This window comes from Corynebacterium sp. 335C (assembly GCF_053525695.1).
The window spans coordinates 579,283-601,871 of the sequence record NZ_JASTTB010000001.1 but is presented as its reverse complement, the minus strand read 5'-3'; the positions used below and the strand labels follow the sequence as shown (position 1 = coordinate 601,871).

Genomic DNA, 22,589 nt, shown 5'->3' with positions numbered 1-22,589 from the left:
GCCGGGGCGGTCGCCGTCGTCACGCACGAACGCAACACCCGCGTGTCCGGTTGCGACCGCAATATGCGCAGACCCCACCGGAACCCGGGCATCGCGTCTTCCGTTCGCGCCCGCCGCGGGGGTAGTATCCACGTGACGGTCCCGGTCATCCCGCCAGGCGCCTCGGGGGAGACGACGACGGGGCGGGGCTGCCGGGGTCCGACCGTGTCCCCGGTTCGCGAAGGCGGCGCCCCGGAACACGGGCCGCGCCGCGGACAGAAAGGGGACACCGTGGCGGACACCGTCGCGAAGACCTCGAAGACCATCCTCGACGGCGTGGGCGGCGCCGACAACATCGTCTCGCTCACGCACTGCGCCACCCGGCTGCGCTTCCACCTCCACGACGCGTCCGCGGTCGACCGCGACGCCATCGACGCCGACCCGAAGGTCCTCGGCGTCGTGCCGCAGAGCTCCGACGGCCTGCAGGTCATCATGGGCGGCGACGTCGGCAACTACCACCAGGCCATCTTGGCCACCCCGGAGATGCGGGCGAAGGGCGACGGCGGCTCCCGCCGCGCGAAGCCCGCCCCCGGCGGCGCCGACGGCAAGAAGGAGTACGGCGGCGTCCGCGGCCGCTTCGGCTGGGTCGACTACTGCTTCGAGTTCCTGTCGGACACGTTCCGGCCGATCCTGTGGGCGCTGCTCGGCGCGTCGCTCATCATCACGCTGCTGGTGCTGGCGGACACGTTCGGCATCCAGTCCTTCAGCCCGCCGGAGGGTGAGACGCTGCCGCCGACGTGGCAGTTCCTGCACGCCATGTGGCGGTCGGTGTTCTACTTCCTGCCGATCATGGTCGGCGCCACCGCCGCCCGGAAGCTCGGCGCGAACGAGTGGGTCGGCGCCGCCATCCCCGCGGCGCTGATGACGCCGGAGTTCCTGAAGCTCAAGGAGACCGCCGACGTCACGCAGGGCGCGGCCGAGGGCGTCGAGATCTACACCACCCACGTGTTCGGCCTGCCGCTGGTGCTCAACGACTACGCCGGCCAGGTGTTCCCGCCCCTGTTCGCGGCGGTGCTGCTGTTCTTCGTGGAGAAGGGCCTGAAGAAGATCATCCCGGGCGCCATCCAGATGGTGTTCGTGCCGTTCTTCTCCCTGCTCATCATGATCCCGCTGACGGCGTTCATCGTCGGCCCGTTCGGCATCGGCGTCGGCAACGGCATCTCGCAGGGCCTGCTGGCCATCAACGAGTTCAGCCCGTTCATCCTCGCCATCGTCGTGCCGCTCATCTACCCGTTCATGGTGCCGCTGGGCCTGCACTGGCCGCTGAACGCCATCATGATCCAGAACATCGCGACGCTGGGCTACGACTTCATCCAGGGCCCGATGGGCGCGTGGAACTTCGCGTGCTTCGGCGTCATCACGGGCGTGACCATCCTGTCCATCAAGGAGAAGGACCGGTCGATGCGCCAGGTCGCGTCGGGCGGCATGTTCGCGGGCCTGCTGGGCGGCATCTCGGAGCCGTCGCTGTACGGCGTGCTGCTGCGCTTCCGCAACTCGTACGCGCGGCTGCTGCCGGGCTGCCTGGCGGGCGGCATCGTCATGGGCCTGTTCAACGTGAAGGCGAACGCGTTCGTGTTCACGTCGCTGCTGACCATCCCGGCGTTCGACCCGATGGGCGGCTACGCCATCGGCATCGCGGTGGCGTTCTTCACCTCGATGCTGCTGGTGCTGTTCTTCGACTACCGCTCGGCGGCGGAGAAGGCGGAGGCGCGGGAGCGCATCGCGCGCGAGAACGCGGAGGCCGCCGAGGTTGCGGAGGATCGCGAGCCTGCGCTGGTCGGCGCGGGAGCCGCGCAGTCGCTTGACGACGCCTCCCGCTCCGGCTCCGTCGCCCCCGCCGCGGCGGCGGGTGCGGGTGCGGCCGGCGCCGCGGCGGGCGCGCACCACGGCCTCCATGAGCTCGACGAGTCCGACGACGAGCCCGGCACCGTCCTCTACGCGCCGATGTCCGGCCGCGTCGTCCCGCTGTCCGAGGTGCCCGACGACGCCTTCGCCTCCGGCGCGGTCGGCAAGGGCGTGGCCATCGACCCGTCCGGCGACACGGTCGTGGCGCCGGCGGACGGCAAGGTCGTCGTCACGTTCCCGACCGGCCACGCCGTCGGCATGAAGCTTGACGACGGGGCGCAGATCCTCATCCACATCGGCATCGACACGGTGCAGATGGAGGGCGAGGGCTTCGAGTTCCTCGTCGCCAAGGGCGACCACGTGACCGCGGGGACGCCGCTGGTGCGGTTCGACCGCGCCGCCATCGAGGCGGCGGGCCATCCGGCCGTGACCCCCGTGCTGGTGACGAACCACAGGAAGTTCGACGTCATCGAGCCGCTCATCGAGTCCGGCGACGTCGAGTCGGGCGCGGGCCTCATCCGCGCGGTCCCGAAGCCGCCGACGCCGAAGGCCGCCGAGTAGCCCCCGGCCCGATTGGCACCGGCCCGGCCACCCGGCTCCGGCCGCGTGACCGGCGCGGTGCCGGCCACCCGGGCCCCGGCCCGAATCACACGAATCGCCGCCCCGGCCCCGCACTCCGCGGGCCGGGGCGGCGTCGTGTCCGCCCACCCCGGCACGCTTCGGCCATTTCGCTCGTATTCGCCCGTATCCGCTCGTATCCGCGTCATCAGTTCGCCGGCTGTCGCGCTCAAACCCGGGTACTCGTTCAATGTGTGCCATCCTGCCGCCGCGCCCGGAAACGCGACCTGGGCTTTCTCCGCCCGCCGCGGCGGATATCTGGCACGTCGTGCACGAGTGCCCGCGGACCGTCGCTCTGCGGCCGTTCCGGCCCGCCTGCCGGGCACCCGTGCGCAAGTGGCCGGCGAACTACCGCGAGGTCGGTATCCGACCTGGGTAAACGCCGCGGGATGCGGTGGTTCGTTGGCCACGAAGCGCAGTTTGCCCCGAGAACCCGCTGGGTTGATTGCCGCAAGGACGCCGAATGCTCGGTGAGGACGTTGGACGTCCGCCGAGGCGCCGGATCCGCGGCGACTACCCCGGGTACTCGTGCGCTTTGTGCCATCCTGCCGCCGTGACAGGGGACGCGACCTGGGCTTTCTCCGGCCTCCGCGGCGGATATCTGGCCACTTGTGCACGGGTACCGGCGGGAAGGACGGGGAGTCGGAGCCGGCACCGAGCTCCGGCAACGTCGTGCAACCATTCGCCCGCCGATGATTCGCCCGGCGAAGATGGTCTCGGAGGGATCCGCGCCCGCCCGCGGCGGACATCGTCGAACGCCGGCGCGAGCCGGACCGAGAACGTCGGCGCGGGCTGGACGGCCGGTGCCGGGCGGCATCGGTGCGGCCGGCGCGAGCCGGACGGCGAACGTCGGCGAGAGCCGGGCGGCGCAGCGGACCCCGCCGCCAGGCCCGGACGGCCGTCGCCCGGCGCCGACGAAGGACACGACGGAGGAGAAGACCATGTTCCCGAAGAAGGCGGACGCCACCCCGGACGCCCGGAGCGCGCGAGCCGGCGGAGGCTCCCCGGCCGCCCCGGACACCGCAGGTTTGCGGGACGCAGCAGGCTCGCGGGAGACCGCCGCCGGCGCGCCGGCCCCCGGCGCCCCCGTCATCGTCGGCGCGCCGCTGTCCGGCCGCGTCGTCCCGCTGTCGGAGGTCCCGGACCCGGTGTTCGCGGCCGGCCGCGTCGGCGAGGGCGTGGCCATCGACCCGGACGGCGACGTCGTCACGGCGCCCGCGGACGGCAAGGTCGTCGTCGCGTTCCCGACGGCCCACGCCATCGGCCTGCGCCTGGACAACGGCGCGACGATCATCGTCCACGTCGGCGTGAACACGGTGGAGCTGGCGGGGCGGGGCTTCGAGTACCTCGTCGCGAAGGGGGAGTACGTCACCGCCGGTCAGCCGCTGCTTCGCTTCGACCGCGCCGCGATCGAGGCCGCCGGCCTGTCGCCGCTGACGCCCGTCGTCGTGGAGAACCACCGCCGCTTCCGCGCCGTCACGCCCGCGGCGGAAGCCGAAGCCGCCTCCGTCCGCCCCGGCGACCCGCTCCTGCGCTGCGAGCTGGAGCAGCCGAAGCCGCGCCGCCGCTGGTGGCCGCTGAAGTCGCCGACGTCGGCGGCGGACCCGGAGGCCGACGTCCCGGCGACCGTCGTCACGGCCCCGGTGGAGGGCCACGTCGTGCCGCTCTCCGACGTCCCGGACGCGGCCTTCGCGGGCGGCCACGTCGGCCGCGGCCTGGCCATCGACCCGAGGGGGGAGGAGATCGTCGCGCCGGGCGACGGCGTCGTGGCGGCGATGTTCCCGACCGGCCACGCCATCGCGCTGCGCCTGGACTGCGGCGTGCAGCTCATCGTCCACGTGGGCGTCGACACGGCGGACATGGGCGGCGAGGGCTTCGCCTACCTCGTGGAGCAGGGCGATCGCGTCACCGCGGGCCAACCGCTGCTGCGCTTCGACCGCGCGGCGATCAAGGCGGCGGGGCATTCGCGGATGACGCCGGTCATCGTCGTCAACCACCGCCGCTGCCGCTCCATCGAGGCGCTCGCGGCGCCGGGGCCCATCCGCCCGGGCGAGCCGCTGCTGGAGGTCGTCCCGAAGGCGTCGACCTACCGCCACGCCCGTGAGCTGCTCGCCGCCGACGCGGAGGCCCCGGGTGCCGCGGCCGCAGCGGGGGTGCGTGACGACGCCCGCCCCTCCGTCCCCGACGGACCCGACGCGGTGCGGGCCCACGGGCTGCGCATCCCGTCGCCGATGTCGGGCACGGTGGTGGACCTCGCGGATCTGCCGGATCCGGTGTTCGCCGCGGGGCGCGTCGGCCATGGCGTCGCCATCGAGCCGGACGGCGACGTCGTCGTGGCGCCGCAGGACTGCGAGGTCGTCATGACGGTCGCGTCGGGCCACGCCATCGGCCTGAAGCTCGCGGGCGGGGTGCAGCTGCTGGTGCACGTCGGGCTGGGGACCGTCGACATGCCGGAGGGCTGCTTCGACGTGCTGGTCCGCAATGGCGAGCACGTCGCGGCGGGTCAGCCGGTGCTGCGGTTCGACCGCGCGGCCATCGCGGAGGCGGGCCTGCCGACGGCGAGCCCCGTCGTCATCGCCAACCACCGCCGCTTCGGGCCGGTGACCGGGCCGGGTGCGGGCACGCGGGTGGAGCCGGGCGACATGCTGCTGGCGCTGGCCCCGAAGGACGGCGCCGAGTAGGACGGCGCCGAGTAGGCGGACCAGACGGTCCGCGTCAGGCCGCTCGGCGCGACGGCCATCAAGCGCAACGCGGCCCCCGCCCGCCCCGTCGAGGGGGCGGCGCGGGGCCGTCGTCACGCAGAGGACGCGAAAATGCGGCTACTTGGCGGGCTCGACGAGCTCGAGCAGCACGCCGCCGGCGTCCTTGGGGTGGATGAAGTTGATGCGGGAGCCGGCGGTGCCGCGCTTCGGCTCGGGGTAGAGCACGCGCGTGCCGACGGACGCGAGGTGCTCCATCAGCGCGTCGAGGTCGCTGACGCGCACGGCGTACTGCTGCAGGCCGGGGCCCTTCTTGCCGATGAACTTCGCGATCGTCGACTCCTCGTTCAGCGGCGCCAGCAGCTGCACCATCGCGCCGCCCTCCGGCATCGTCTTCGGGCCGACCATGGATTCGCGGACGCCCTGCTCCTCGTTGGTCTCGGTGTGGTGGGCGACCCAGCCGAGGGACTCGCGGTAGAACTCCAGCGCGGCGTCGAGGTCGGGCACGGCGACGCCGACGTGGTCGACGTGGGTGACGTACTCGTGGGGGACGGGGGTGTTGGCGGCTTCGCTCATGCGCCCGATCCTAGGCGCGCGGCGGACATGCGGGCGCCGGGTGCGGGCCGCGTTCGCCACGAACGGGGGTGCCCGCGTCACGGTCGGGTGCTTGACGACGGCCACCGCCCCGCGGCGACGGTCGCCGCGCCGCTACGATGGCGGCCATGATCGTCGCTTTCTCCGTCGCCCCCGCGACCGCCGACCCCGACGCCGGGATGTCGGAGGCGGTGGCCGAGGCCGTCCGCGTCGTCCGCGAATCGGGCCTGCCCAACGAGACCAACGCCATGTTCACCCTGGTGGAGGGCGAGTGGGACGAGGTCATGGACGTCGTGAAGCGGGCGACGGAGGCGGTGTCGAAGGTCTCGCCGCGCACCTCCCTGGTGCTGAAGGCCGACATCCGCCCGGGCTACTCCGGGCAGCTGGCGTCGAAGGTCGAGCGCGTCGAGGCGCACCTGGCCGGCGGCGCCGCGGACGCGACGGATGCCTGACGACGGGCGCGCCGACGACGGGCGCGCCGGTACGACGCGAACAACCACCACGAACAGCCGCACAGGAGGACACGCGAACCCATGACCCACGCGCACGGACACGGCCACTCCCACGGGCACGGCCACTCGCACGGCCACGCCCACGGCCACCGCGAGTGCTCGACGCCCCCGCCGCCGCCCGGCACCGTCGACCTGGAGGAGATGAAGCGCCGCGCGGAGGCCGAGGCCGCCCGCAAGGCCGAAATCGAGCGCGCCACCGGCGACCAGGGCGACGGCATCCCGCCGGTCGTCGAGGTGACGGCGGAGAACCTCGAGGCCGAGGTCGTCATCCGCTCCGAGCAGGTGCCCGTCGTCGTGCTCGTCGGCTCCCCGGGCGACCCGGGCTCGGCGCGCATGCGCACGACGCTGGAGACGATGGTCCGCGACGCGGGCCTGCACTGGCTGCTCGGCTGGGTTGACGTCGACGCGCAACCGGCGGTGGCCCGGGCGTTCGGCATCCAGGGCATCCCGTCGGTCATCGCGGTGGCGGGCGGCGGGCCCATCGGCCAGTTCGCCGGCGAGCAGACCCGCGACTTCCTGGAGCAGTGGGTCGGCCAGGTCCTCGAGGCCACCCGCGGCCGCCTGCGCGGCCTCCCGGCCGGCACGACGATGGCCGGCGAGGGCGGCTCCGGCGGCAGTGACCCCGAGCCGGACCCCGTCACCGACGACCCGCGCCTGGCGGAGGCGGAGGAGAAGCTCAACGAGGGCGACTTCGACGGCGCCGTCGCCGTCTACGACGCCATCCTGGAGTCCGAGCCCGCCAACACGCAGCTGAAGCTCGCCCGCACGAACGTCGCGTTCCTGGCGCGCGCCGGGCGCATCGACCAGACCTCCGACCCCGTCGGCCGGGCTGACGCCGACCCGAAGGACGTCGACCTGGCGCTCGACGCCGCGGACGTGGAAATGCTCATCGGAGAGCCGGAGGCGTCGCTCGACCGCCTGCTGCGGCTGCTGCCGGCGGTCTTCGGCGACGACCGCGAGCGCGTCAAGGCCCGGCTGCTCGACCTGCTGGCCATGATCGACCCGGCAGACCCGGTGGCGCTGTCCGCCCGGCGCCGCATGGCCTCCGCGCTGTTCTAGGAGCCGCTCCGCAGCGAGCGGCCGCGCACGACGACGGCCCCGGACCAGTCGAGGTCCGGGGCCGTCGTCGTGCGCGGTGGCCGCGGGGAGGGCGGGCTGGGGGGAGCCGCCACCGCGCCCGTGGCCGCGTCCGCTACGCCGCTGCCGCCGCCGTGCCCGCTACGCCGCTGCCGCCGCCGTGCCCGCTACGCCGCTGCCGCCACCGCGCCCGTGGCCGCGCCGTTCGTCAGCGGCAGCCCGTCCGGCGCCACGAAGTACCACGCCGAGCCCATCGCGGCGATCATGAACGCCACGACCGCCAGCGTCAGCACCGCCTGCAGGGCGGGGTGCCGGCCGCGGAACCAGTCCTCGGCGTCGTCGAAGCGGCGGGCCGCCATGAGCACGAAGCCGCGGACGCGGCGCAGCTCCAGCGACAGGATGGCCACCGACGTGAAGATGAGCAGCCATCCGGGGGCGGGCGTCGGCAGGATGATGATGCCGACGATCAGCATGACGAACCCGGCCACCAGCGTCGCCGGGCCGACGAAGTGCCGCAGCCGCCCGCGCTTCCACCGCTCGTGGCGGGTGACGGTGCGGGCGAGGATGCGGGCGACGCGCTTCTCCATCTCCACGCGCTTGCCGGGGCCGCGCTCGGGGATGGCGTCGCCGCCCGCACGGTCCCCGCCGGCGCACTCCGTGCGCGCCGCACCGCCGTCCGAGTCCGCGGCGGCGCGGGACCCGGGGCGGGTCCCGTCGTCACGCGAATGACGCGTATCCCCCGCGGACGCGGAAGCGGCGCGCGGACCGGCCCCCTCCCCGCGGCGGTCACCGGGGGAGGGGGCGCGGTGCTCGCGTGCCGCCGCGGCCATGCGGGCCTAGCGCTCCAGCTTCAGCCAGGTCGCCGACATGGCGGGCAGGAACAGGTCCGCCGAATGCGGCAGGCCGTTCCAGCCCTCGTCGACGGCGTCGACGCCGCCGTCGTTGGAGTAGCCCGCGCCCTGGTAGCGCTCGGAGTCGGACGCCAGGACCTCCGTCCAGCGGCCGCCGTCCGGCAGGCCCACGCGGTATTCCGGGTAGGTGGTGCCGGAGAAGTTCAGCACGCACGCCAGCTTCGAGCCGTCCTCGCCCTCGCGGATGAAGGACAGCACGTTGTTCTGCGCGTCGTCGGCGTTGATCCAGCGGAAGCCGTCCGGCCGGTCGTCGCGCTGCCACAGCGCCGGGGTGTCCCGGTAGATGGCGTTGAGGTCGCGGACGAACAGCTGGATGCCGCGGTGGAACTCGCCGCCCCAGCCCTCCAGGTCGTCCCAGGAGATGGAGGCGTCGTGGTTCCACTCCAGCTCCTGGCCCAGATCCTGGCCCATGAACAGCAGCTGCTTGCCCGGGTGCGCCCACTGGTAGGCCAGCAGGGTGCGCAGGCCCGCGGCCTTGTTCCAGTTGTCGCCCGGCATGCGGGTCCACAGGGAGCCCTTGCCGTGGACGACCTCGTCGTGGCTGAACGGCAGCACGAACTTCTCGCTGTAGGCGTAGACCATGGAGAACGTCACGTCGTTGTGGTGGTACGAGCGGTGGATCGGGTCCTTCGCGAAGTACTCCAGGGTGTCGTTCATCCAGCCCATGTTCCACTTCATGGAGAAGCCCAGGCCGCCCTCGGACGTCGGCTTCGTGACGCCCGGCCACGACGTCGACTCCTCCGCGATGGTGAGGAAGCCGGGGAAGTGCTTGTGCACCGTAGCGTTGAACTCCTGCAGGAACTGCACGGCCTCGAGGTGCTCGCGGCCGCCGTACTGGTTCGGCAGCCACTCGCCATCGTTGCGGGAGTAGTCGAGGTACAGCATGGAGGCCACGGCGTCGACGCGGAGGCCGTCGACGTGGAATTCCTCCGCCCAGTACAGGGCGTTGGCGTACAGGAAGTTGCGGACCTCGTTGCGGCCGAAGTCGAAGACGTAGGTGCCCCAGTCGCGCTGCTCGCCGCGGCGCCAGTCCGGGTGCTCGTAGCAGGCGGTGCCGTCGAAGCGGGCCAGCGCCCAGTCGTCCTTCGGGAAGTGGCCCGGCACCCAGTCGACGATGACGCCGATGCCGGCGCGGTGGAACGCGTCGATGAGGTAGCGCAGCTGGTCGGGGGAGCCGAAGCGGGAGGTCGGGGCGTAGTAGGAGGACACCTGGTAGCCCCAGGAGCCGGAGAACGGGTGCTCGGCGACGGGCATGAACTCCACGTGGGTGTAGCCCATCTCGACGACGTAGTTCACCAGCTGCTCGGCCAGCACCTCGTAGGACAGGCCCTGCTTCCAGGAGCCGAGGTGGACCTCGTAGACGCTCATCGGCGCGGCGTTCCAGTCCACGCGGCCGCGGCGCGCCATCCACTCGGTGTCGCCCCACTGGTACTCGGAGCGCGTGACGACGGAACCCGTCGACGGCGGCACCTCCGTCTCGAAGGCCATGGGGTCCGCCTTGTCGCGGCGGTGGCCCTCCTGGGTGGTGATGGCGTACTTGTACACCTCGCCCGGGCCGACGTTCGGGATGAACAGCTCCCACACGCCGGCGGAGCCCATGGAGCGCATCGGGTGCTGGGCGCCGTTCCAGGCGCAGAAGTCGCCGATGACGGCGACGCCGCGGGCGTTGGGGGCCCACACGGCGAAGGAGGTGCCGGACACCTCGCCCATCTCGGTCTCGTAGGTCACCGGGTGGGCGCCGAGGACCTCCCACAGGCGCTCGTGCCGGCCCTCGAGGAGCAGGTGGAGGTCGCCCTCGCGGACGGTCGGCAGGAACGCGTAGCCGTCGGCGCGCTCCTCGACGTTGCCGTCGGACCAGGTGATGCGCAGGCGGTAGTCGAAGCCGGTCTCGCCGGGGACGAGCGCGGAGAAGACGTCGTCGCCGATCGCCTCCATGCGGTGCTCGCCGCCGGGCGTGACGACGGTCGCCGCCTCCGCACCGAACAGCCGCGCGCGGATGACGGTGTCGCCGTCGATGACGTGCGCGCCGTAGAAGGCGTGCGGGTCGTGGTGGGTGCAGGTGCGCAGGCGCTCGAGGTCGCCCTCGGGGATGCCCAGGCGGGGGTCGGAGGGGGTGGTCACGGTGATGCTCGTCCTTCTCGGGTTGTCGTCGAGGTCGTTTCCGTCGGTGTCGGGGAGGCGGTGCGGCGGGCGGCCGCCGGTTCAGCGGGCCGGCCGCCGGCCGCGCCGGGCGGGCCCTGCGGACCCGCCGGCGCGCCTAGCCCGCGTAGTCGGGCACGTCGCGCCAGGCGAGGGTGCGGCGCAGGCCCTCGGGGATCTCCGGGAGGGAGACGACGTGGGCCACGTTGTTCCAGGGCTCGAGGCGGATGTAGTTGTGCTTCGCCCAGTCGAAGGTCTGGCCGGTGACCAGGTCCTTGACCTCGATGCGGTCGACGCTGCGGCGGCCGACGGCGTTCATGTCGATGGTGAGCGTGCCCTCCTGGGCGTTCCACGGGTCCAGGTTCACCACGACCAGGACGCAGTCGCCGGTCAGCGGGTCGAACTTGGAGTAGGCGATGATCTTGTCGTTGTCGACCTCGTGGAAGCGCAGGGTGCGCAGCTGCTGCAGGGCCGGGTGCTCGTGGCGCAGGCGGTTGAGCAGCGCGATGAACGGCTCGAGGGAGTTGCCGGATTCCAGTGCGGCGTCGTAGTCGCGGTGGCGGACCTGGTACTTCTCGCTGTCCAGGTACTCCTCGGAGCCGATCTTCACCGGCACGTTCTCGTACAGCTCGTAGCCGGAGTACATGCCCCACAGCGGGGACATGGTGGACGCGAGCGCGGCGCGGATGGCGAACGCGGCGCGGCCGCCGGTGACCAGGAACTCGTGGAGGATGTCCGGGGTGTTGACCCACAGGGACGGGCGGGCGATGTCGGAGTGGCGGACGATCTCCTCGCCGAACTCCGTCAGCTCCTCCTTCGTCGTCTTCCACGGGAAGTAGATGTAGGACTGCTGGAAGCCGGCCTTCGCCAGGCCGTAGAGGCGGGCCGGGGCGGTGAACGCCTCGGCGAGGAAGATGACCTCGGGGTTCGTCTCGTGGATGGTGGCGATGAGCCACTCCCAGAAGTTGCCCGGCTTCGTGTGCGGGTTGTCGACGCGGAACGTCTTGACGCCGCGGCGGACCCACAGGCGCACGACGCGGAGGATCTCCTCGTAGATGCCCTTCGGGTCGTTGTCGAAGTTCAGGGGGTAGATGTCCTGGTACTTCTTCGGCGGGTTCTCGGCGAAGGCGATGGTGCCGTCGGGCAGGACGGTGAACCACTCCGGGTGGGCGGCGGCCCACGGGTGGTCGGGGGCGCACTGCAGGGCGAGGTCGATGGCGACCTCGAGGCCGCGGTCCTCGGCCTCCTTCACGAACGCCTTGAAGTCGTTCTCGTCGCCCAGCTCCGGGTGGATGGCGTCGTGGCCGCCCTCGGCGGAGCCGATGGCCCACGGGGAGCCGACGTCGCCGGGCTCCGGGGTCAGGGTGTTGTTGCGGCCCTTGCGGTTGATCTCGCCGATGGGGTGGATGGGCGGTAGGTAGACGACGTCGAAGCCCATGCGCTTGGCGCGGTCGAGCTGCGGGACGGAGGTGGCGAAGGTGCCGTGCACCGGCACGCCGGCCTCGTCGACCCCGCCGGTGGAGCGGGGGAAGAACTCGTACCAGGCGCCGACGAGGGCGGCGCGGCGGTCGACCTTCACCTTGCGGGTCTTGCCGCGGGTGAGCAGCTCGCGCAGCGGGTGCATCTCCAGGATGCGCAGCGTCTCGTCGGACAGGGCGAGGGAGACGCGGGCGCGCATGTCCTCGCCGCCCTCGCGCAGCTGCTGGGCGACGGCCCGCAGGTGGGGGCGGTGGACGGTCGCGGCGCCGGCGGCGGCGCGGTCGAAGAGGCGGGCGCCGATCGCCAGGTCGTTGGCCAGCTCGGCCTCGCCCTGGCCGGCCTCGATCTTCTTGACGACGGCGTAGCGCCACGTCGCGATCGGGTCGGACCAGGCGTCGACGCGGAACGTCCACAGGCCCGGGGCGTCGGGCACGAAGGTGGCGTTGACCTGGTTGGGGTCGGCCTCAGAGACCTTCATGGGGATGCGCTGGGTGCGGGCGGCCGACGGGGAGTCGGCCGGGCCCTTGACGTTGAGGGTGGCGTTGAAGCGGTCGTGGCCCTCGCGCCAGACGACGGCGAAGACGGGGACCACCTCCCCGACCACCGCCTTGGCGGGGGTGGCGCCCCCGTCCACCTGGGGCCGTACGTCGTCGATGCCGAGTCGTCCAGTCACCGTTGCCGTCTCCTTCTGTTCGCCGTGTCGCGTCGTCGTCGTGGTCGTTGCTCTGTCGTTCATCGCCGTCCGTCGGTGCACGTCGCCGCGGGGGAGGCCCGCGTCCGCCGCCCTGCCGGGAGGCGTCGCGTCGGGCACCGCCGGGAACGGTGCCACCAAGCGTAGATGAGCAGTGTCGATCCCACATGGGGGCGCGGGGATGGGGCACGATGGGGACGTGGCTGCGATTGACGACGACATCGACGACTTCGACGACATGGACTTCGACGAGGACCTCCTCGTCGACTTCCGCGGCGTCCGGTACACGCGCGGGGGCCGCGATCTGGTCGGCCCGCTGGACTGGCGGGTGGAGCTGGACGAGCGCTGGGTGGTGCTCGGTCCCAACGGCGCGGGCAAGACGACGCTGATGCGCCTGGCGGCGGCGGAGGAGTTCCCGTCGGGCGGCGAGGCGTACGTCATGGGCGAGCGCATCGGCCGCACCGACATGCGCGACCTGCGCACGATGATCGGCCTGACGTCCTCGGCGCTGGCGCACCGCGTGCCGGCGGAGGAGAAGGTGGCGGATCTGGTCATCTCCGCGTCGTACTCCGTGCTGGGCCGCTGGCGGGAGACGTACGAGGAGATGGACTTCGCGCAGGCGGCGGACATCCTGGAGCGGATGGGCGCCGAGCATCTGGCGGACCGGACGTGGGGGACGCTGTCGGAGGGCGAGCGCAAGCGCGTCCTCATCTCCCGCGCGCTGATGGTGAACCCGGAGCTGCTGCTGCTCGACGAGCCGGGCGCGGGCCTGGACCTCGGCGGCCGCGAGGACCTCGTCGGCTACCTGGGGGAGCTGGCGCTGGACCCGGACGCCCCGGCGATGGTGATGATCACCCACCACGTGGAGGAGATCCCGTTCGGCTTCACCCACGCGATGCTGCTGGATCAGGGTGGCGTCGTGGCGCAGGGCCTCATCGAGGACGTGCTGACGTCGGAGAACCTCACGAAGGCGTTCCACCAGGCCATCCGGGTCGACCGCATCGACGGCCGCTGGTTCGCCCGCCGGGACCGCGAGGCGGGCCGGCACCGCAGGAGGGGCTGACGTGTCCCCGGCGGATGCGCGTGACGACGGGACCCGCCCCGGCGGGCCCGCGACGCCCCGGCTCGCCTCGACGGTGCTGCTGCTGCGCGACGGCGACGCCGGCCCGGAGGTCTTCGTCCAGCGCCGGCGGGCGTCCATGCGTTTCGCCGCCGGCATGACGGTGTTCCCGGGCGGCGGGGTCGACGACCGGGACTTCCCGGGCGACGTCGACGGCGACGGCCGCCCGAGCCCCGCCATCGCCTGGGACGGCCCCGAATCGTCCTGGTGGGGCGATGTCCTGGGCGTGGAGCCGGGCACCGCGCGGGCGCTGGTCTGCGCCGCCGTGCGCGAGACCTTCGAGGAATCCGGCGTGCTGCTGGCGCGCCGGGCCGGGGAGGGTGACGTCGCAAGGCACCCGCTGGACCCCGCGGAGGCGGACGACGCGCGGCGCGCGCTGGAATCGCGCGAGGTTGCGCTGGCCGATCTGCTGGCCGGGCGGGACCTGCGGCTGCGCGCCGACCTGCTGCGGCCGTGGGCGAACTGGCTGACGCCGGAGTCGAACCCCATCCGCTACGACACGTTCTTCTTCCTCGCCGCCGTGCCGGAGGGGCAGGACCCCGACGGGCGCACCGGCGAGGCCGACGCCGCCGGGTGGGCGCGCCCCGCCGACCTGCTGGAGCGGTGGGCCGCCGGCGAGGTCGGGCTCATGCCGCCGACGTGGGCGCAGCTGCGCCGGCTGGAGCACGCCGCCGACGTCGACGCGGCGCTGGCGCTGGCCGACGGGACGCCGATCCCCCGCACCAGCAGCGACTTCCTGGGCGAGCCGTTCATGGACGGCTTCTTCGCCGTCGCCACGCACCTCGGCCACCTGCGGGAGGGCCGGTGAGCCTCACCCGCGAGGAGGTGCGCGCCCTCGCCGCGCGGCCGGAGCTGCTGGCCGCCGCCGACGGGCTGGCGCTGACGAGGAAGACGATGCTCGCCGACCTCGGCGTGCTGCGCGAGGCCGCCGGGGATCCGCAGCTGGCGCGGGCCGCGGCGGAGGTCGGCGCCGCCCGCCGCTCCGCCGCCGGCAAGCTGCCGGAGGCGTTCCTGTCGGGGGAGGGGGCGTGGCTGCTCGACTCCGACGCCGCGCAGCAGGCGACGCCGTGGGCCGTCGCGGAGCTGCGCGCCCGGCGGATCGCCGAGCTCGCCCCGGGCCGCGTCGTCCACGACGTCACGTGCGCCGCGGGCACGGAGATCGCGGCGATGGCGATGGTGGCCGGCGGCGGGACGGCCGATGCGGGGGAGCCGGCGGCGGGGGATGCCGCGCCCGCTGTGCCCGCGGCTGCCGCGCCCGCGGATGCCGCGCCCGCTCCCGCCGCGCTGCTCGCGACCGACCTCGACCCCGCCCGCGCCGAGATGGCCCGCCGCAACCTCGCGGGCGCCGCGCCGGGGGCGCTCGTCGCCGTCGCCGACGCGCTCGCGCCGGTGAGCCGGGACGCCGTCGTCGTCGCGGACCCCGCCCGCCGCGCCGGCGGCCGCCGCATCGCCCGGCCGGAGGACCTCGTCCCGCCGCTGCCGGACCTGCTGGACGCGTACGCCGGCCGCGAGCTGTCGGTGAAGTGCGCCCCGGGCCTCGACTTCTCCGGGTGGGAGGGGGAGGTGTGCGTCGCCTCCGTCGCCGGCGGGGTGAAGGAGGCGTGCCTGTACACGCCGGGGCTGTCGCGGCCCGGCGTCACCCGCTCGGCGGCGCTGCTCGGGGGCGCCCGTTCCGCGCCGGAGTTCGTCGACGACGCGATGGACGACGACTGCGGAGCCGGCGACGCCGGGGCGTACATCATCGACCCCGATGGCGCCGTCGTCCGCGCGGGGCTGGTCCGCCACTGGGCGCGCCGCCACGGGCTGCGGCAGCTCGACGAGCGCATCGCGCACCTCACCGGCGACGCCGTCCCGCCGGGGGCCTCCGGCTTCCCCGTGCTGGAGGAGGTGCCGCTGAAGAAGGTGCGCGCGGCGCTGGCCGCCCGGGACTGCGGGTCGGCGGAGATCCTGGTCCGCGGCTTGGACGCCGACCCGGACCGGCTGCGGAAGTCGTGGCGGCTGAAGGGCCGGGCGGCGCTGGCCGTCGTCGTCACGCGCATCGGCGACCGCGGCACCGCCTTCATCTGCGGACCGCGCGAGACCGTGCCGGCGTGACCCGGCCGGGCGCGGCGCCCCGCACTCCGCCCCGCACCCGTTGCCGCCCACGGCGTCTGCCGGACCGCGGCCGCGCCCCCGCAGCCGCCGTCCGCGCCCCGTCCGTCCCTCGCGCCCCACATACCCCGTATGTGAGACGCGTCCGAAAAAATAACCAGTTTGTTATCTGGATCACGCGATTAGCGGCCGCGGCTCTGTTAGGTTCGACCTCAACCGGGGGCCGCGCCACCGCGCGGCCCAGTGAACGCAACCGACAGTGAAGGACGACACACACATGCCGAACATCGTTGTTCTGGTCAAGCAGGTCCCCGACACCTGGTCCGAGCGCAAGCTCTCGGACGACGACCACACCCTCGACCGAGACTCCGCCGACGCGGTGCTCGACGAGATCAACGAGAACGCCGTCGAGGCCGCGCTGCAGCTCAAGGACACGCTGGGCGGCAAGGTCACCGTCGCCACCATCGGCCCCGAGCGCGCCGAGGAGGCCCTGCGCAAGGCCCTGTCCATGGGCGCCGACGACGCCGTGCTGCTCTCCGACGAGGCCTTCGCGGGCTCCGACGCCATCGCGACCGGCTACGTGCTGTCCACGCTCCTCGACACCCTCGAGGACGTCTCCCTGGTCATCACCGGCAACGCCTCCACCGACTCCGGCACGGGCACCGTCCCGGCCATCGTGGGCGTCTACAAGCAGTGGCCGGTCCTGACCCACATGCGCTCCGTCGAGACCGACGGCTCCACCGTCTCCGGCGAGCGCGAGACGGAGGACGGCATCCACCAGCTGAAGGCCAACCTCCCGGCCATCGTGTCCGTGACCGAGAAGGCCAACGAGCCGCGCTTCGCCAACTTCAAGGGCATCATGGCCGCGAAGAAGAAGCCGCTGAACAAGCTGACCCTGGCCGACATCGGCGTCGAGCCGGAGACCGTCGGCCTGGCCAACGCCGCGACCAACGTCACCGCCTTCGAGGCCAAGCCGGAGAAGTCCGCGGGCGAGAAGGTCGTCGACGAGGGCGACGCCCACGTCAAGGTCGCCGAGTTCCTCAAGACCAACAAGTTCATCTAAGCCGCGACGCGAAGACAGAACACCGAACACGGATACCAGGAGAAGAATCACATGACTGACGTCCTCGTTCTCGTCGATCACGTCGACGGCGAGCTGAAGAACAACACCCTCGAGCTGCTGACCGCCGCGCGCGTCTTCGGCACCCCGGCCGCCGTCGTCGTCGGCGCCCCGGGCACCGCCGAGAAGCTGGCCCCGGAGCTGGGCAAGTACGGCGCCGGCTCCGTCCTGGCGGCAGAGTCCGACGATGCGGACAAGTACCTCATCTCCCCGCAGGCCAACACCCTCATCGCCCTGGCCTCCGAGTACCAGGTCCCGGTGCTCGTGTCCGCCACCGCGGAGGGCAAGGAGATCGCCGGCCGCGTCGGCGCGATGACCGGCTCCGGCATCCTCTCCGACGTCGTGGAGATCAAGGACGACCGCTCCGTCCGCTACGCCATCTTCGGCGGCGACTTCCTCGTCGACGGCGAGGGCTTCGGCGCCTCCCCGGCCTACGCCCTGCGCCCGGGCTCCGTCGACCCGGTCGAGCAGGCCGGCGACGCCACCGTCACCCCGGTGGACTTCCCGGAGATCGGCGGCGACGCCGTCGAGATCGTCTCCTTCACCCCGGCCGAGGGCGGTGACCGCCCGGAGCTGGTCGAGGCCAAGATCGTCGTCTCCGGCGGCCGCGGCGTCGGCTCCGCCGAGAACTTCGAGAAGGTCGTCGAGCCGCTGGCCGACGCCCTCGGTGCCGCGGTCGGCGCCTCCCGCGCCGCCGTCGACGCCGGCTACTACCCGGGCCAGTTCCAGGTCGGCCAGACCGGCAAGACGGTCTCCCCGGACCTGTACCTCGCGCTCGGCATCTCCGGCGCCATCCAGCACAAGGCCGGCATGCAGACCTCGAAGCTGGTCGTCTGCGTCGACAAGGACGAGGAGGCCCCGATGTTCGACATCGCCGACCTCGGCATCGTCGGCGACCTCTTCGACGTCGCGCCGAAGCTGACCGAGGAGATCAAGAAGTAGCCTCCGGCTCCTTCGCCCGCGCACCATCGCGTGCGTGACGACGGCCCCCGCCCGGCCCCACGGCCGAGGCGGGGGCTTCGCCGTGTCCGCGGCCGCTACGCTGTGGAGCCATGACGCAGGCCCGGCACTTCCTCGACCACGCCGCGACGTCGCCGCTGCGCGACGCCGCCCGCGACGCGTTCACCGCCGCCCTCGGCGCCGGCAACCCCAACGGCCAGTACGCGTCGGGCCGGGAGGCGCGCCGCATCCTGGAGGAGTCGCGCGAGACGGTCGCCCGCCTCCTCGGCGCCGACCCGGTAGAAGTCGTGTTCACCTCGGGCGGGACGGAGGCCGACAACCTCGCGGTCCAGGGCCTGTACCTGTCCCGCTCCGGCTCCGGCATCGTCCTGCCGGCCATCGAGCACGACGCGGTGCGGAAGGCCGCCCGGCACCTGGAGAAGGAGCACTGGGCGGAGATCGCGGAGGCCCCCGTCGGGGCGGACGGGCGCATCGACGTGGACCGGCTGCCGGAGCTCGACCGGCGCGGCACGGCCCTGGTGGCCTGCATGATGGCGAACAACGAGACGGGCACGGTCCAGCCCGTCGAGGCCGTCGCCGCCGCCTGCCGCGCCGCCCACGTGCCGCTGCACGTCGACGCCGTCCAGGCCGCCGGGCACCTGCCCGTCGACTTCCACGCCCTGGGGGCGGCGACGCTCGCGGTGTCGGCACACAAGTTCGGCGGCCCGCGCGGCATCGGCGCGCTGCTGGTGCGCCGCGACGTCGCCCCCGTGCCGCACGTCCACGGCGGCGGGCAGGAGCGGGGGCTGCGCTCCGGCACGCCGGACGTCGCCGCCGCCGCGGGGATGGCGGCGGCGCTGGCGGAGGCCGTCGCAACGCACGAGGCGGAGGACGCGCGCCTGCGGGCGCTGCGCGACCGCCTGCGCGACGGACTGCTGGAGCTCACCCCCGACCTGACGGTGCACACGACGGAGCCGTCGCTGCCGGGGCACCTGCACGTCGGGGTGCCGGGGGCGGAGGGCGACAGCCTCATCATGCTGCTGGACAACGCGGGCATCGAATGCTCGACGGGATCGGCGTGCTCCGCGGGCGTCAACCGGCCGTCGCACGTGCTGCTGGCGATGGGCGTGCCGGAGCGCGCCGCCCGCGGCGCCCTGCGCTTCACGCTGGGCCACACGACGGCGGACGCCGACGTGGACGCGGTGCTCGCCGCATGGGGTGATACCGTCGCCCGTGCCCGCGCGGCGGGCATGGCCTGACGACGGAGAGGGGAAGCGCATGCGGGTGCTCGCGGCGATGAGCGGGGGAGTGGACTCCTCCGTCGCGGCGGCGCGCGCCATCGCGGCCGGCCACGACGTCACCGGCGTCCACCTCGCCCTCTCCCGCGACCCGGAGACCCTGCGGGCGGGCTCGCGCGGCTGCTGCTCGCTGGAGGACTCCGGCGACGCGCGCCGCGTGTGCGACGCCCTGGGCATCCCGTTCTACGTGTGGGACTTCAGCGAGCGGTTCCGCGAGGAGGTCATCGGCGACTTCACCGACTCCTACGCCCGCGGCGAGACGCCCAACCCGTGCCTGCGCTGCAACGAGCGCATCAAGTTCGCGGCGCTGCTGGAGCGCGCCGTCGCGCTCGGCTTCGACGCCGTGGCGACGGGCCACTACGCCGTCGTCGGCGACGACGGGCTGCTGCGCCGCTCCGCGGACCCGGCGAAGGACCAGTCCTACGTCCTCGGCGTGCTGGACCGCGTGCAGCTGGGCCGCTCGCTGTTCCCGTGCGGCGACACGGAGAAGCCCGCCATCCGCGCCGAGGCCCGCGAGCTGGGGCTCACGACGGCGTCGAAGCCGGACAGCTACGACATCTGCTTCATCCCCGACGGGGACACGCGGGCGTTCCTGGGGGCGGGCATCGGCATGCGGCCGGGCCTGTCCGCGGGGGCGGGCGACATCGTCGACGGCGCCACCGGCGAGGTGCTGGGCCGCCACGACGGCGTCCACGGCTTCACCATCGGCCAGCGCAAGGGCCTGGGCCTCGGCCGTCCCGCCGCCGACGGCCGGCCGCGCTACGTCACGGCGCTCGACGCCGCGACGGCGACGGTGACGGTCGGTCCGGCGGAGGCGCTGGACGTCGACGTCCTCGACGTCGACCGCGCCGTGTGGCCGGCCGACCCGGAGGACGTGGAGATCGCGGCAGCCTCCGGCCGCCTGGAGGTCCAGGTCCGCGCCCACGGCCGCGCCACGGGCTGCCGCATCGACGTCCTCGCCGGACCCGACGACGCGGAGACCGGCCGCGGCGGCGCCTTCCGCCTGCTCCTGGACGAGCCCATCCGCGGCGTCGCCCCCGGCCAGGCCGCGGTGCTCTACCGCGCCGAGCCGGGCGGGGACGTGGTGCTGGGCTCCGGGACGATCCGGTCGACGGCGCGCACGGGCGCGGACGGGACCGCCGACGGCGCCTCCGCGACGCCGGCCCCCGCGGACTCCGACGCCGACTCGGCCGACTCCGCCATCGACGCTGACTCCGCCGCCGCCTCCACCGACGCCGACTCCGGGGGGAGCGCCGCATGACCGCCTTCGCGGGGCTCGGCCCCATGCCGGGCACGGATCCGGTGCAGGCCGCCGACGTCATCGGCGGCGAGTCCGGCGGCGTCGTCCACCTGCCGGTCCTTCCCGCGCGCGGCCTCGGCGCCGGGCCGGTGGCGCGCACCGGCGCGATGCTGGCGGACCTCCCGCTGGATCGGGGGCCGAGGGGGCTGCGGGTGGCGTCGTCACGCGCGGCGGGCACCGCGACGCACCTCGGCGCCGTCGCCCGCGACCTGCTCGACGCCGACGCCGACGCGTGCGAGGCCGCCTGGGGCACCGCGCCCGACGTGGTGCGCCTGCCCGCGGTGGGGCCGCTGACCATGGCGGCGGTCGTGGAGCTGCCCGCCGGGCACCGGATGCTCACGGACATGGGCGCCACCCGCTACCTCGCGGAGGCGCTCGGCGAGGGCCTGCGCGCCCGCATCGCCGACGCGCGGCGCCGGCACGGGGCCCGGGTGGTGGTGCAGCTCGACGAGGCGGTGCTTGACGACGTGCTGCGCGGCGCCGTCCCCGACGCCACCGGCGGCGCGACGCTGCCGGCGCTCGGGCGCATCGAGGCCGCGGCGCTGCTGCGCGCCGTCATCGACCCGGTGCGGGACGCGGGGGCGGCGGTGACGCTGCGCCCGGCGACGCCGCCGGACCGGGTCTCGGCCGGCGCGATCGCGGAGGCCGCGCCCGACGCGGTGTGGGTGCGCGCCGGCCGGGTGACCGGCACGGAGCGCCTCGACTGCCTGGGGGAGCTGCTGTCCGGTGGGGTGCGCCCGGAGCTCGGCGTCGTCCCCGATGCCCCGGAGGCGGGCCGCGACCCCGTCACGGGCGCGTGGATCGCGCCCGACGAGCGAGGGCCCGCGCAGGCGGCGGCCCGGCTGTGGGACGAGCTGTCGTTCCCGCGGGCCGAGCTGGCCGGGGACGTGACGCTGACGCCGGCCGGCGGCTTCGAGCGGCAGGCGGCGGACTGGCCGGCCATGGCGCTGCGGTGCGGCCGCCGGGCGGCGGAGCTCGTCGCCCGCGCCGCCGGCGACCTGTAGGGGCGGATCCGGCGGCGTTCGGGCCGGCCGGGGTCGGCGCCGGTCTGATCGGCCGGGGGCGGCCACGCCGGCCGCGCTCGCCGGGGGAGGAGACGACGGAGGGCCGGCCCCGGGGCGACGACCGTGATCGTGCGCCCGGGACCGGCCCGGGGTCCTTCCGCGGATGCGGCCTAGCGGCCGACGACGGCGGCGGAGGAGCCGAAGCCGTCGCCCAGGCCGATGGCGCCGGCGATCTTCGCGATGACGTCGACGAGCGCGCCGCCGATCTTCTCGCCGAAGATGGCCTCCGCGAACGTGCGGACGACGTCGAGGATGCCGCCGCCCGGCTGACCCGGCTGACCCGGCTGCTCCGGCTGGCCCGGCTGCTCGGGCTCCTGGCCCGGCTGGCCCGGCTGCTCCGGCGCCTGGCCGCCCGGCAGGTCGATGGACGGCACGGCCTCGGCGTTGACCCAGGCGCGCTCGCCGGACTGCTCGTTCAGGCCGTAGAGGACGTTGTACTTCGGCACGTCCGGGGCGGTGCGGCCCAGCGCCAGCTCGGCGTCGGTGACCAGGCGGTACTGGTGGCAGGTGGCGGTGACGCCCGGGCGGAACGGCACGGCGCGGTCGGTGCAGTGCATCAGCATCTCGTCGCCGGCGGCGTCGTTGTAGCGCTGGCCCGCGGCGGAGTAGGCGGTGCCCATCGACTTCACGTGGACGTTGGAGTCGTTGCGGACGGTCCAGGTGATCCGGATGACCTTGCCGTAGCTGGAGTCGTTGTCGCGGTACTCGACCTTCGGGTCGGTGAAGGCGACGTCGCCCTGGCGCTCCTTGGTGGCGCCGTCGACGTCGACGATCGGGGCCGCGTCGGCGGCGGCCAGGGTCTGCGGGGCGAGGGCGGCGGGGCCGGCCAGGGCGGCGGCCGCGAGCGCGGCGGCGGCGACGGACGTGCGGAGGCGACGGGTCATGTGCGTGGTTCTCCTCGTGACGGGAAGGAACGGGGGATGGTGCGCGCCGCCCGCCGGGCGGGAATCGGATGGCCGTCTGGAAGCGGGGCGGGCCCGGATGGAGCCGAACGGGCGGTCGCCCGGTGACGGCGGCCGGCACGGCGGGGCGGCGCGCTAACACCATTGCACT

17 protein-coding genes are annotated in these 22,589 nt (G+C 74.0%); 12 read left to right on the top strand and 5 right to left on the bottom strand.

Annotation, left to right across the window (positions count from 1 at the left end; translation table 11 throughout):
- Positions 1 to 270 precede the first annotated feature (270 nt).
- Complete coding sequence (locus QQS41_RS02555) at positions 271 to 2,445, top strand: glucose PTS transporter subunit IIA (RefSeq protein WP_448851124.1); 2,175 nt, start codon at positions 271 to 273, stop codon at positions 2,443 to 2,445.
- Positions 2,446 to 3,443: 998 nt separating this feature from the next.
- Entirely contained in the window at positions 3,444 to 5,183 is a 1,740-nt protein-coding gene (locus QQS41_RS02550; RefSeq protein ID WP_448851123.1) for a PTS sugar transporter subunit IIA, read from the top strand.
- 138 nt (positions 5,184 to 5,321) lie between these two features.
- Here QQS41_RS02550 and mce read toward each other — a convergent pair whose 3' ends face one another.
- Complete coding sequence (gene mce, locus QQS41_RS02545; RefSeq protein ID WP_448851122.1) at positions 5,322 to 5,777, bottom strand: methylmalonyl-CoA epimerase; 456 nt, start codon at positions 5,775 to 5,777, stop codon at positions 5,322 to 5,324.
- A gap of 146 nt (positions 5,778 to 5,923) precedes the next feature.
- Between mce and QQS41_RS02540 the strand changes: the two genes are divergently transcribed.
- Positions 5,924 to 6,247, top strand: coding sequence for a thiamine-binding protein (locus tag QQS41_RS02540; protein ID WP_448851121.1), 324 nt, complete (start codon positions 5,924 to 5,926; stop codon positions 6,245 to 6,247).
- 81 nt (positions 6,248 to 6,328) lie between these two features.
- Positions 6,329 to 7,366: a tetratricopeptide repeat protein gene (locus QQS41_RS02535; protein WP_448851120.1), complete on the top strand. Its 1,038-nt coding sequence runs from the start codon at positions 6,329 to 6,331 to the stop codon at positions 7,364 to 7,366.
- A 185-nt stretch (positions 7,367 to 7,551) separates the two neighbouring features.
- On the opposite strand, the gene QQS41_RS02530 is transcribed toward QQS41_RS02535, so the two are convergent.
- From QQS41_RS02530 to QQS41_RS02520, 3 genes are all read right to left on the bottom strand, one after another.
- A complete protein-coding gene (locus QQS41_RS02530; protein ID WP_448851119.1) occupies positions 7,552 to 7,971 on the bottom strand; it encodes a TIGR02611 family protein in 420 nt (139 codons plus the stop codon).
- Between the two features lie 249 nt (positions 7,972 to 8,220).
- Positions 8,221 to 10,416 carry a 1,4-alpha-glucan branching protein GlgB gene (glgB, locus tag QQS41_RS02525; protein ID WP_448851118.1) on the bottom strand — a complete coding sequence of 732 codons (2,196 nt, stop codon included), beginning with the start codon at positions 10,414 to 10,416 and terminating at the stop codon, positions 8,221 to 8,223.
- A 136-nt stretch (positions 10,417 to 10,552) separates the two neighbouring features.
- Positions 10,553 to 12,586: a maltotransferase domain-containing protein gene (locus QQS41_RS02520; protein ID WP_448851117.1), complete on the bottom strand. Its 2,034-nt coding sequence runs from the start codon at positions 12,584 to 12,586 to the stop codon at positions 10,553 to 10,555.
- Positions 12,587 to 12,842: 256 nt separating this feature from the next.
- On the opposite strand from QQS41_RS02520, the gene QQS41_RS02515 reads away from it, so the two are divergent.
- The 8 genes from QQS41_RS02515 to QQS41_RS02480 all read left to right on the top strand — a co-directional run bounded on the left by QQS41_RS02515 (position 12,843) and on the right by QQS41_RS02480 (position 21,476).
- Entirely contained in the window at positions 12,843 to 13,667 is an 825-nt protein-coding gene (locus tag QQS41_RS02515) for an ABC transporter ATP-binding protein (RefSeq protein ID WP_448851947.1), read from the top strand.
- 1 nt (position 13,668) lies between these two features.
- Positions 13,669 to 14,532 (top strand): NUDIX hydrolase, encoded by an 864-nt coding sequence (locus QQS41_RS02510; protein ID WP_448851116.1) that lies wholly within the window; start codon positions 13,669 to 13,671, stop codon positions 14,530 to 14,532.
- Positions 14,529 to 15,818, top strand: a complete 1,290-nt coding sequence (locus tag QQS41_RS02505) for a THUMP-like domain-containing protein (protein WP_448851115.1) — start codon at positions 14,529 to 14,531, stop codon at positions 15,816 to 15,818. Before QQS41_RS02510 ends, QQS41_RS02505 begins: the two co-directional genes overlap by 4 nt.
- Before the next feature lie 274 nt (positions 15,819 to 16,092).
- A complete protein-coding gene (locus QQS41_RS02500) occupies positions 16,093 to 16,878 on the top strand; it encodes an electron transfer flavoprotein subunit beta/FixA family protein (protein WP_448851114.1) in 786 nt (261 codons plus the stop codon).
- Between the two features lie 51 nt (positions 16,879 to 16,929).
- A complete protein-coding gene (locus tag QQS41_RS02495; RefSeq protein WP_448851113.1) occupies positions 16,930 to 17,877 on the top strand; it encodes an electron transfer flavoprotein subunit alpha/FixB family protein in 948 nt (315 codons plus the stop codon).
- 110 nt (positions 17,878 to 17,987) lie between these two features.
- Positions 17,988 to 19,133: a cysteine desulfurase family protein gene (locus tag QQS41_RS02490; protein WP_448851112.1), complete on the top strand. Its 1,146-nt coding sequence runs from the start codon at positions 17,988 to 17,990 to the stop codon at positions 19,131 to 19,133.
- Between the two features lie 19 nt (positions 19,134 to 19,152).
- Positions 19,153 to 20,433, top strand: coding sequence for a tRNA 2-thiouridine(34) synthase MnmA (gene mnmA, locus QQS41_RS02485; RefSeq protein WP_448851111.1), 1,281 nt, complete (start codon positions 19,153 to 19,155; stop codon positions 20,431 to 20,433).
- Complete coding sequence (locus QQS41_RS02480) at positions 20,430 to 21,476, top strand: methionine synthase (protein WP_448851110.1); 1,047 nt, start codon at positions 20,430 to 20,432, stop codon at positions 21,474 to 21,476. Before mnmA ends, QQS41_RS02480 begins: the two co-directional genes overlap by 4 nt.
- Positions 21,477 to 21,646: 170 nt before the next feature.
- On the opposite strand, the gene QQS41_RS02475 is transcribed toward QQS41_RS02480, so the two are convergent.
- The gene (locus QQS41_RS02475; protein ID WP_448851109.1) at positions 21,647 to 22,420 is read right to left on the bottom strand and encodes a hypothetical protein; all 774 of its coding nucleotides are present in this window, start codon (positions 22,418 to 22,420) and stop codon (positions 21,647 to 21,649) included.
- Positions 22,421 to 22,589 lie beyond the last annotated feature (169 nt).